This window comes from Bacillus sp. UNC437CL72CviS29, assembly GCF_000482345.1.
Taxonomy (GTDB): Bacteria; Bacillota; Bacilli; order Bacillales; family Bacillaceae_G; genus Bacillus_A; species Bacillus_A arachidis.
Genome location: NZ_AXVB01000004.1, coordinates 139,465 through 153,163, shown reverse-complemented (window position 1 = coordinate 153,163; position 13,699 = coordinate 139,465). Strand labels below are relative to the sequence as shown.

The window sequence follows — 13,699 nt, the reverse complement described above, 5'->3', positions numbered from 1 at the left end:
GAAATAATGACTAACAGTAGCCTTTCAAATAACAAACTTAAGCTTTTAAATGCTCTCAAAGGAGGAAACAAGCGTGTAAGTATAAATTCATTACCGGAAAGACCTTCAAATTTTGAGCATATCCCATTGTCTAGCGAGCAAAAAAGAATGTGGATATTTTGGGAGGATGATCCTCAGAGCACAGTTTTTCATTTAATGGATTTCTTCAAAATTTCTGGGGATATAAATCTTGAAAAATTAGAAGAGGCTGTAAGTGCTACAGCTTCTTCCTTTGAAGCTTTTAAAATGAACTTTGTAAAAAATAATGATAATCCAGAAATCAGGCTTTCTACCGAAGGGAAAGTTACCTTTAGTGTTATTAAGCCTTCAACAAATATAAATAGTCTAGTTCTTTGTAAAAATCTATGTGAAGAACCATTTGATTTAGAGGCTGGGCCTTTAGCTAGAGTGATTCTAGTAAACGATGGTAGTAAAGGCTTTACGATGGGAATATCTTTTCATCACATTATCTCCGATGGTTGGTCTATTAATATCTTTTTAGAAGAAATCATGAAATATTATTACGGTTTAAACACTGGGGCTAAACCAAATCGAAATTTTGTTGACTATTTGTTTTATAAGCAGAATGAGAGTTATAAAGAAGCGCTGAACAAAGATATGGAATACTGGGAGAGTAAATTGGTAGAACCTATTAATCCAATTAGGTTTCCGGGTCTATTACACAATACGGGGACATTATCGTTTAAATCAAGGTTAAATTCATTGAAGTTATCTCCAGAGGCAAATGTGAAAATTAATAATTTTTGCAAAGAACATGCTATTACGCCTTATCAATATTTCTTAGCTGCTTTTTATATTATGTACCATAAATTTACGGGTTCAGAAAAAATATGTGTAGGAACACCTACTGCGGGGAGATTATTTCCGGAATTAGAAAGAGAGGTAGGATATTTTACAAATACACTCCCTATTGTGATAGAAGGAAACAAAGATATTGAGGTTAAGGATTTACTTCATTCTGTAAAAGATACATGTTTAACAGTCTTTAGACATCAGAATGCAGGATTAAATGAAATCATCGCAAATAGGAAAGCATTTTTTAATGATAGGAACTATGAACTGTTTAATGGATTGTTTTCATTTAACAATTTTCCAGAAGTAAAAACCAAAAATCTTGAGTTTGATATTACACCTTTAAAAAATAAAGCAGAAGAATCACAAGTTGATTTTACATTATCAATTTCAGAGAAATCTACAGAATACTATATTGATTTTCATTATAGACAGGATTTCCTTGAAGAAGAGAGTGCTCATTATATTCTTAATACATTTGAAAAAGTTTTGATGGAAATGATGGAATCTTTAGATACATCTATTGGTGAAGTAAAGATTTTTAATACGTCACAGCTTGAAGAAGTAGTAAATAAAATTCATATTCATCCACATAGTGAGCGTCCGTTAATTCCTGTACAGCGTTTATTTGAGAGGCAAGCAGAAAAAACACCTTTAGCTACAGCTGTTGTTCATAATAATCAGTCGATTACTTATGAGGAGCTTAACGAAAAAGCTAGTGGTATTTCAGCTCTCTTGTTAGAGAGGAAGTTTCAGAAGGAAGAAGTTTGCGCCGTTTACATGGATCGCGGAGTGAATTTTATCGCTTCTATATATGGAATATTAAAAGCGAGAGGGAAGTTCGTATTAATTGATCCAAAGTACCCAATTGAACGTGTAAGAATGATGTTGGAAATTAGTGGCGCGAAGACAATCTTAACTTCAGATTGTTATGAAAACCTCTGTTTAAATACATTTGATGAAAAGCAGGTTTTAAACTTAGATACGGTAAATTTCCTGGATTATAAATATGATCAATATCTTGTATCAAACTATCAATTAGAAGAAAACATGGGTGCTTATATTATTTTTACGTCAGGTACAACAGGGGCTCCAAAAGGTATTCACGGGACGCATTTAGGTTTATTAAATCATAATTATGATACTGTTGAAGAGTTTAATTTAACTTCTAGCGATACATCCATTCATTTTTCTGCTTTAGGGTTTGATGCTACCCTAGAGGAAATTATGCCAGTTTTAACGATTGGCGGTACGGTTATAGTTAGAAATGAAGAGGCAATGGAATCATTTGTCGATTTCAATTCATTTATTGAGGATCATAAAATATCAGTAATTGGAATACCAGCTGCCTATTGGGAGAAATGGGTTATTTTTTTAACAAGCGAAAACATAGATTTGCCAAATTGTATTCGAATTATTACTTTGTCTGGTCAAAGAATCTCACCAAAAGTTTTAGGGTTATGGAACAAATTAACAAGTGGGGAAAGTCCAGAATTAATTAATACGTATGGACCATCAGAGGTTTCTATTACTACAACGACTTCAACCTATAAGGGTGAGAAGAATTCAATAATTGATAGAGAGTTTTCAATGGGGCATGCTTGGCGGAACTATAAATTGAGAGTTCTAGATGACAAATTAGAGGATGTAGGCCCTTTATCTATTGGTGAGTTATACATTGGTGGTATAGGAGTAACTTTTGGCTATTACAATAATGTCGACCTTACAGAAAAGAGCTTCATCTATTTAACTGACGAGACAGGAAAAAAAGAAAAATATTTTAAGACTGGTGACCATGTTTCTATGTTGCCAGATGGCAACTTAGTTTTCATTGGAAGAAAAGATTCGCAAGTTAAAATTCGAGGGAATCGTGTTGAAATAGGAGAAATTAAGAACGTCCTAGACAGGCATGATGATGTAATCGAATCTGTTGTTACAGTTGAAAAAGATGCATTCGATGAAAACTTTATTATTGCATATGTAAAGGGGGATTTTCCGCAGAACAATCTTTCGCATTTAAAGTTTCATTTAGAGAGTTATTTGCCTTCATTTATGGTACCTAAATTTTTTGTAGCAATTGAAGAAGTGCCATTGACAGTTAATGGGAAAGTGGATTATCAAAAATTATCTACTATAGATCGCGAGAATGAGCCAATAACAATTTCGGAAAAACCAGGAACCATTCTTGAAAAAGAGTTATTAACTATTTTTCAAGATATCTTAAATAACAATGCTATTGGAATCGACTCTAACTTCTTTGAGTATGGTGGAGACTCTTTAAAGAGCATTAATTTGATTTCAAAAATCAACACTAAGTATGGAATTAAATTGAAAATTTCGGAAGTATTTACATCACCGAGCGTTAGAACACTAGCATTAAAGTTAGAGGCTGCAGATGTAGTGCATAATTTTAATAAGAATAACACAATTATTCCTTATGATCTAAAAGAGGTACGTATGACTCCTATTCAGAAGCAGATTTATGTTGTGCAATCTAAAGATAAACAAAATACTTCATACAATATGCCAATGAGTCAAATTCTGTATAAGAAATTAGATAAAGTGAAAATGGAAGAAAGTGTGAATGAGTTAGTACAAGCTAATGAAATCTTGAGAACAATTTTTACTGAGGAAAATGGTGAGTTTGTACAAAAGGTGAAAGAGAATATTCAAATAACGATCGAAGAATATAATTGTGAAGCAACTAAAGTTAATGAAATGTTGAAAAACCTCATCCAGCCATTTAACTTGGAAAAAGGTCCATTATTTCGATGTGCACTTATAAATCTAGAAAATGAAAGACAGGCAATTTTCTTTGATTTTCACCATATTATTTGTGATGGAACGTCACTCGTAACGTTCTTTAAAAACTTATTTGAGAGATATAACGGAGGAGTAATTGAGGTTCCGAATGTTCAATATAAAGATTACGCTCATTGGCTTAATCAAGAGTTAGAGAAGGGTTCATTTCGTAATCAGGAACTATTTTGGAAGGAATATGTTTCTAAAGAGTACTTTGAACTTGATTTACCTATAGAGCGAAATCGATCTATTACTAAACAATCGATTGGTAAAACATTAGAGTTTTCCATTGATAAAAAAGCCGTGAACAGAATTAAAAATTTCTTAAACTTACCTGCAATAACAGACCATTTTATTTTGTTCGCAACTTTCTCAGCTGTAATAAACCGTCTTTCTAATTCAGAAAAATTCTTCATTGGAAGCCTTATTTCTGGAAGGGATGACGATCAAATTGAAAATATGATTGGTTTGTTTATGAATTATCTACCAATTAAACTAGATTTTAATGAGAAATTAAGTTTTAAAGATTTAATTATAAACACAACCAACGATTTATTAATGTGTTATGAAAATCATAATGTACCGTTTTCACATATTGTTGAACAAAGTGAATGGAGTGGGGAATTTAACCGAAATCCACTATTTGATACTATGTTTATTTTTCATAATGAAGTGCCCCCAGCACAAATGTCATCTGAGTTATTTCAGGGAGAAGAATTAAGTATTGAACATGGTAATAATAAACTAGATTTAAAAGTAGATGTTTTTCCTAGAGAGGAACAGTTTAAGTTTTTAGTGGAATATGATTCGGCTTTATTTTCTGAACATACACTACAAGTATTTGTAGATTTGTATCATAATTTTTTGAATGTAGAAGAGGCTGAATTAGACGTAGCACTTGCTAGAGTTGCGCCACTTTCAACAGAAAACAGTTTACTACTTAGCTCAAAAAGAAAAGCAAACATGGTTGAAGTACCAGTGTATATATCAAGTTCATTTACTTTCGATAATGTTGCAGATTCAATCTCTTTTTGGAGCAAAAACTTTGCTGTGAATCCGAATATTACTTTTGGACCATATAATCAAGTGTTTCAAGAGTTATATGACTCAGAAAGCTCGATGAATCAAAATGATGGTGTCACATTTGTATGTCAAAGAGCTGAGGACTGGATTCGAGATTTGGATGATGAGAAAGAACAATTAGAGATCATTAAGTCCTTAGGACAAAAATATATTGAGGCTATTAAGTCAGCTAAACCTAAAGGGAAGCTAAACGTAGTGTTATTACCTATTTCTAATTATGAATTATCGGAAGGTTTAACAAATGAAATTAATCATATATATGGAACAATTTGTGATCAACTAAAGGAGTTACCTTCAGTAAGAATATTAGATTTAACTAAAATTGAAAATGAATACGAAATTTTAGACATGTTTGATGAAACAACGGACGATATTGCCCATATACCGTATACAGACACAGCATTTACATCCATTGGTATGTGTTTAGCGCGTGAAATTGTATCATTCTATCAAAAAAAGTTTAAAGTCATCGCAGTAGATTGTGATAATACACTATGGAACGGTGTATGCGGAGAGGATGGCCCAACTGGAGTTAAAATTGAAGATTCTCATCGACATCTTCAACAATTCTTATTGGATTTGAAAAATAAAGGTTTTCTTCTTGTATTATGTACAAAAAATAATGAGAAGGACGTTTTAGATACTTTTAAACAAAATCGTGAGATGGTGTTAAAGCAAGAAGATTTTGTTGCTTGGAGAATAAATTGGTCACGTAAATCAGATAATTTATTATCTATGGCTAAAGAGTTGAATTTAGGTATCGATAGTTTTATTTTTCTAGATGATTCTCATATGGAGTGTCTTGAAGTTATGAATAATCTGCCATCTGTTCATACAATTCAAGTGCCTGAACCGCATTCCTTGATTGTACCTTTACTCAAAAATAGTTGGGCATTTGATATACAATTGTCAGTTAGTAACGAGGGTAACAGAAGCGAATTATACAGAGCAGAAAAAGAGCGGAAAAAAGTTTATGAAAGTAAAGAAAGTACAGAAGATTTCTTGAAGTTGCTTAACCTAGAAATGTCATTCCATAAGATGAAACCTGAAGAGTTAGCTCGTGTATCTCAGTTAACATATAGAACAAACCAATTTAATCTAACTACAATGAGGCGATCAGAAGCAGAAATTTTAAAGTTAAATCATGAGAACATAAGAGTGATAAAACTAAGAGACAAATTTGGTGACTATGGTCTTGTAGGCGTTGTATTTTTTGAAGTGAAGGAAGATGAACTGTTCATTGATACATTTTTATTAAGCTGCCGAGCGCTAGGTAGAAATGTTGAATTTGCAGCAATGGAGTGCCTTAAGAAGTTGGCAAAAGAACTTAAATTGAAAAGGGTATCTGGGAAATTTATTCCGACAGAGAAAAATAAACCAATTCAAAGCTTTTTAAACCAATTAACAGATTTACAACAAGATGGCTCGTTTTTACTAGATGCTGAAGAAAACCTTTCATCAAATTTTATAAATGTATTTTATGAACAGGACTTTCCAGAGGAAGTTAAAAATGAAAATAAAACAAATCAGTTTATGTATAATCATATCGGTATTTCAGTATGGAACATTGAATCTAAAATTATGGAATTTGAAAGTATAGGCTATAAATGCATAAAAAAAGTTTATGATCCAATACAAAAAGCAGAATTAGCTCTTTTAGAACATAAGAGTGCACCAACACTCGAATTAATTAGTTCAACTGGCCCAGATAGTAGAGTGAACAGCTTCCTTGAAAGTAGAGGAGAGAGTCCTTACCATATCTGTTTTGAAATAAATAATTTAAATGAAATTCCAACTATATTGAAAGAAAATAACTTAACTCAAATCGAAGAAGTAACGAAGCCAGAGCCTGCTATATTGTTTGATAATGCAAGAGTACAATTCTATTCTGTACCAGGCTTTGGGTTAATTGAATTCTTAGAAGTAGGATCTGTGCAACAGAACGTGAGTAAGGAAAAAGCAATGCTTTTATTATCAACCGCTGATCCAAATGTATTGAGTCAATTTCTTTTAGCTCTAGGAGGAAAAGAACAACGTAATGCAACAGGAGCTTTTAAAAGTTTGATAATAAAGAAGTATAGTTTCGAAATCATTTCAAAGAAAAATGTAAAAGGAAATAACTTTGGAAATATTCATGTTATAAGTCCGAGCTTTCATTTAGGTAATTTCGAAACAAATACAGTAAGTAAAGAAATGATTGGTTTACATGCATCATCGAGCCAATATAAATTCTATAACAATTGGGATTACTTAGGTTATGAGTTTGAAAAAGATGTTGATTTACTGAGGTTATCAGATTGGGAGATAAACATCCCTAAATTTGAAAGCTTGTTACATCGAAAATATTATTTACCACTGATCTATTCAAATAATAGATTACAACACGAATTTTTTAGTCAAAGTATTCTTAATAAAAAGAGTAGGGGTAACACTCAACTTAGAAAACCTGAAAATTCTATTCAGGAAAAGTTACTTGAAATTTGGAAGGAAGAGCTTTTAGTAAATGAGATGAGTATTGATGATTCTTTCTTTGATCTTGGAGGGCATAGTCTAAAGGCGGTAAGTTTATTAAAAGGAATAAACGATAAGATGAATTCATCCTTACTTCTAAGCGATATTTTTAGATTGAAAACGATTGAAATGATTTCAAAAGAAATAGAGTCTAAAGAGCTTGAAGTAATCTCAAGCGAACCGATCCAAGAGAATATTTGGTATCAAACTTCAACAAGTCAAAAAAGAATGTACCTATTACACTCTATGGAACCGGAGTCTCTGGCATATAATCTTCCCGTTATAATAAAATTTGAAGGGGACTTCAATCGCGAAAAGTTTGAAAAGTCTTTATCTTTCATTGCTAATAACAATAGTGTTTTTAGAACAATCTTTAAATCAGATAACCATAGTGTTCAGCAAAAAGTAATTGAACATGTTTCAGTGCCAATTCAAATATTAGAGAAAAGAAAGGACATAAATAGTTCTTTCAAAGAATTTATAAAACCTTTCAATCTTGAAGAAGGTCCTTTAATCAGAGTAGGTCATCTAAAGGATTCAGATGTAAATTACGTGATTTTTGATTTTCATCATATTGTCATGGATGGCTTATCTATTGTTAGCTTTCTAGAAGATTTATATCAACATTACTATAGTGGAGATTATGAAAAACAAAAATATGAATATATTCACTATGCATTATTAGAGAATCAGTATCTTACAGAGGGAAAATTTGAAGATGCTAAAAGTTTCTGGAATAGCAAATTTCAAAATGGTGTTGTGAAGTTAGACCTACCTTATGATTATAAGAGACCACAAGAGAGCTCTTATAAAGGAAGTTCCATCAAGGATAATTTCTTGTATAAACGTGAGGACGTAAGTGAATTATGCCGTAAACTAGAGATTACTCCTTATACTTTTTTCTTAACAGGATTTTATATTCTATTAAATAAGTACTCGAATAGTAAAGAAGTTATTGTTGGAAGTCCTTTCTCAAATCGATTAAGAGCAGAATTTAGTGATTTGTATGGGGTGTTTATTAACACGCTGCCACTAAATTACTCTCTGGATGCAAGGAAAAATGTAAAGGACACATTAAAGGAAGTGTTTTCAGAGATAGAAAAAGTTCTCGAGCATCAACACTTTCCATATGAATTAATTTTGGAAGAATTAAATGTAGATAGAGCCTTAAACCGTAATCCGCTTTTTGATATTCTCTTTAGTTTTAATGATTTCGACAATCAAGGATTAGATGATAAAGTTAAAGGCTATTCTATTATGGATAACGGGGATAATACTACTTTGATGGATTTAGAATTAGTAGTTATGCCAAATGATGAATTTTATCAACTAAAATTCATCTATTCAACAGATTTATTCAAAGAAAATACAATCACGAGAATGATTGACCATTACAAAACAATTTTAAATTTTATGATGAACAACTGCCAAGAAAGTTTATCAAACTTGTCAATAACTAGTGCTATAGAAGAAAGGCAGCTGGAACAATTTACAGATCATCATTTACAGTTACCAGAATATACTGTTCCGGAAATCGTTATGCAACAAGCGGAGAAAAATCCGCTTAAACCAGCTATTGTTTTTGAAGATGAAACTTGGAGTTACGAGAAGCTATATCACATGTCTAATAGAATCGCGATTTCCTTAAGGGAAGCTAATATGCCAAAAGAATCAATTGTTGCAATTATGATGGACCGTTCGCCTTGGATGGTAGCCTCCATATTAGGAGCTTGGAGTGCCGGACTGGCATATCTTCCAATCGAGCTGGATATACCATCTGACCGAATGAATGATATTTTAAAACGAGCGAATTGCGGGACTATTCTGACGGTTAGTAATGACGATACCCCACTTGAAGTGAAAGACATAAATGCCAATGTTATAAAAGTAGATGAAATTCCTGTTAAAGACTTGGAGAAAGAGCGCTTTAATATGGATATTGATTCAAGGCAATTAGCTTACGTTATATTCACCTCTGGCTCAACTGGAAAACCAAAAGGAGCAATGGTTGAGCACTTAGGAATGTTAAACCACATCATGGCAAAAATTGAACTATTGTCATGTAACGAAGATTCTGTAGTGGTACAAAATGCTTCACATTGTTTTGATATATCTGTATTTCAATTTTTTATGGCACTCTGCACCGGGGGAACAACGAGAATAATTAAGAAGTCAGAACAGCAAAACTTAAAATATTTTATAAATGTTTTAAATAACGAGAAAGTCACTCATTTGGAAGTTGTACCTTCATATCTTAATATTCTTGCGGATTATTTAAACGAATTTGATTTGAAGTTAAATGATCTAAGATTCTTATTGGTAACGGGGGAGCCAGTAAAGACAGCGACACTAACAAAATGGTTTGAGCATCATACCATACCAGTAGTCAATGCCTATGGTCCGACCGAAGCATCTGATGATATTGCTCATCACATTATGTATGAAGCACCTAAGGAAGATCCGGTTCCAATTGGTAAGCCAATTGTAAATAGTAGTCTGTATATTCTAGATGAAGAATTACAAAAAAGACCTGTAGGACTAAAAGGTGAGATATATGTTGCAGGAATTTGTGTAGGAAAAGGATATATAAATGATCAAGCTAAAACAGAGGTAAGCTTTATTCAAAATCCGTATTCTAAGAGTTCACATGATCGAGTACTATACAAAACTGGCGACATTGGAAGATGGCGGGAAGATGGCACAATTGAATTTTTCGGTAGGAAGGATTATCAAATAAAAATTCGAGGGTATCGTATTGAACTAGGGGAAATAGAGCACACCTTATCGGAACATCCATTAGTCAGTGATGCGGTTGTAAAAGTGCAAAGTATTAATAATGAACAGTTACTAGTAGGGTATGTTCAGTCTAAGCATGCTGATACATTGGAGCTGAAAAGAGATATTCAACGCTTTTTAAACGAGAAGCTTCCTTATTATATGGTTCCAGACTTTTTGGAAGTACTGCAAAAATTACCTTTAAATTCAAATGGTAAAGTGGATAGACACTCGTTACAAGAGGTCACAATAAATAGTTCCAAAGAAGAGTTAGTTACTGAAAATGAAAAGAAAGTAGCTCAACTAGTAAGGAAGATTTTAAAACTGGAAGATATGATGATTTATAGAAGTGACAATGTATTCTCGTTAGGGGCTAATTCATTAACAATTATTTCTTTAATAGCCAACTTAGAGCGTGAAACAGGTAGGTTGTTAACCTTTAGAGAAATCGTATTAGAACCTACAATCATGGGAATTGCAAAGAGTTTGAAAACGGATAATAGTGATGTTGTACCAGTAACTACATTTAATATAACTGATGAATACAATCTATTTTCTTTTCCACCGATTGCAGGTTGGGGTCTAATTTATAATGATATCCCAAAATATATGAAGTCAGGTAATCTTCATTTATTTGATTTTATTGAAGATCAAGACAGAATAGAAAAATATGCAGAATATATTTATAACATGAGTAATCAAAAAGAATGGATTCTTATGGGGTACTCTGCTGGTGGAAATCTCGCTTTAGAAGTAGCGGCCTACTTAGAGAGGGTATATTCATCAAATGGAAAAGTTATTATGTTCGACTCAAGGACACAAATTCAACATCAGACAAGTGAAGATGAAATTATAAAAGAAGTAAATGAGGACATAAATAATGGGCTAAATCAAGTGTCAGAGCTAGCAAATTGGATAAATGATAATCCAAATATGATTGATGTTGCATATAATAAAAGGCTTGCATTTGCAAATTATTTTTACAATGAGCAAAACATGAGAAGCATTTATTCGGAAGTGTACTGGGTTTCTCAAGATAGTTATGATGAATCTGCTGAAAAAGAAAAGGTAATAGCTCAGTGGAAAGATATTTTAGGGAAAGATACTCTAAATATCAATCAGGGATTCGGTAGTCATTCTGATATGTTCTTTGAACCTTACATGAAAGACAACATCAACCTATTATTAAATATTATTAAAAGTAGTAAAAAAGGTTTATTAGTCTAATATACTTTGATTCTACGAATTTTACTTCATAAAGAGGGGATATGGATACATTCATATTTCCTCTTTAACCAAAAAAAGACTGAAAATTAAGAGGATAATTATTATGGAAAGCCTTAAAAACAAAAGCATAATGAGTATTTTGTTTATCTTAATTCTTTTATTAATTTGGGGATCTGTATTTCATTTGACCAAAGATATTGGAAAAGCCCCTGTAAATCCTGAATATGAGAAAAAAGCTGCTCTTCAATATCTTGATAAGATGACACAATTTGTCCGCCCAATAGGAACTAAGGGAAACGAAGAAACAAGAAAATTTATTAAGAAAACGTTAAAAGACGAAGGTATAAAGGTCGCAGAATTAAATTCCTTCGTTGAGCATTCGGAGTTCGGTCCGCCACTGGACACTGGAACACCTTCTAATATTCTTGCAACGATTAAGGGGAAAACAGATAATTCAATTTTAATTGTCGGACATTATGATTCTGTCCCATCTTCAAACGGAGCCGGAGATAATGGAATAGCAGTTGCGAATATGCTACAAACTGCTATTGAACAATCAAAAGAAAAAACTCCTAACAATAATATTTTATTTTTATTTACTGACGGAGAAGAAATTGGTCTTCTAGGAGCAAAAGCGTTTTATGAAAATCATTTTGCTGAATATAATATTCAAAGCGTTATCAACCTGGAAGGGAGAGGGAGTAGTGGAATACCTTTTCTTTTTGAAACCACAAATCAATCAATAGGGATTGTAAAAGAGTACGCTCATCAATCAGACTTTGCGGTTACTTCATCCTTTTTTAGTGAAGCTTATAAACTCTTACCTTTTAATTCAGATTTTACAGTTTTCAAAAATGACATTCAGATAGGATTTAATTTAGCGTTCATTGAAGGGTTTGGAAATTATCATAATATAAATGATGAATTTGAGAATATCGATCATAGTACAGCATTTATGCAGTATTCAAACTTAAAACTCTTTATAAATCTACTCAAAGATAGAGAAATGACTTTAAATGAAGATGTCGATCAGCTTTCATGGACATTGCTCCCTGGTTTTGTGATTTTTTATGGGAAATGGATAAATTTAATATGTATCGCATCAATACTACTATTTCTAGGAATTGTTATCTACAAAAATAAAAGTATTAAAGTGTTAGATGTTTTAATGCCAATTATTGTGATTGGATTGACAGTTGGAAGTGGTTTATTGTACATACAGGTTTTTAAATGGTTTAATCAGTATTTATTTGATTCCTGGAGATTGCTTCCATTGAATAATGATTTATTTTCAATAAGCTTGGGTGTGTTTGCTTTACTAATTGTGTTAATTGCTTTGTATGTTCTCAAAGTAAATAAAAAAACTCCTGTATTTTCCGTGGGTGTTTTAATCGTTTTATTTATCAGTTCAGTAGTGAGTCATTTCATATTTCCAACACTGGTGCTGCCGATTTTTCTTTTCGCCGTTCCATTCTTCATCTCAGATTTGCTTCCCGGAATTAGTTCTATAAAACGTTGTCTAATATTTTTAGCTATATCGTTAATTCCAATTTTATTTACTGTGTATACATTCCGAGTTATCTATATTGCAGTTCCTAAAATTGCTCCAGTATTTATATTTATTATGCCCGTGCTTTTTGTGACTTATCTTTTGGTTAATAACCGATCTAATAGGAGTACCATTTCAATTTCAGCTCTATCAGCTTTAGTCATCTTAATCATTTTGTCGATTAAAGTTCTTTTGACTACCGAGTTTAGTTCAGCAGAGCCTCGACCTAGCTCATTGTATCTATATAGAGATATTAATGGTGGGAACTATTGGATGACTGACCAGACAGAATTAGATGATTGGCAAAAAAAGATCTTTAATAACAGTAGAGATGTGAAAGAGTCAATGTTTTTTGGAGTAGAGGAGACGTATAAACTCTCACCAATAAAAGAGAGCTTCTCGTCATCAAATTTGAAAGTGGATGGAAAAACTCTTAGCCAAACAAAATTGCAGTTAACTATTTCTAACAATGATTATAATGCTCTGTTTTTATTAATAGAAGATGGAGATGCACTAGACTCAATTACTATAAATGAGACTTTAATTGACAAGGAGAAGTTATCCAAAAGTTTGTTGGAAGATAAGATTTTATTACGTATATGGAATACTAAAGATATTCATTTAGAAGCTAAATACGAAAGTGGAGCAGTTAATAAAAATGTTAGAATTTTAGGGATGAATTTTGATCATATGATAACTACTCCTAAGATAACACAAGATAATATTATGCAAGCGTGGCCTGGCTATATGACATTTGTTCACCTGAATAACATTAATTGGGATAAAGAAAGAGGATTTAATTTCGAACATACATTAGAAGGTTGGTCTTGGAAATAGATTACAACGGTATATGAATCATGTTAAAAGAGGTTGTTATAATCAAATGAACTTAAAATAATT

General features: G+C 32.2%; 2 protein-coding genes. Both read left to right on the top strand.

Translation table 11 applies throughout. The annotated features are described in order from the left end of the window. The first annotated feature begins 6 nt into the window (after positions 1-6). Positions 7-11,250, top strand: coding sequence for a non-ribosomal peptide synthetase (locus M014_RS0103890; RefSeq protein WP_026590544.1), 11,244 nt, complete (start codon positions 7-9; stop codon positions 11,248-11,250). Between the two features lie 103 nt (positions 11,251-11,353). After that, positions 11,354-13,636, top strand: coding sequence for a M28 family peptidase (locus tag M014_RS0103885; RefSeq protein ID WP_026590543.1), 2,283 nt, complete (start codon positions 11,354-11,356; stop codon positions 13,634-13,636). Positions 13,637-13,699 lie beyond the last annotated feature (63 nt).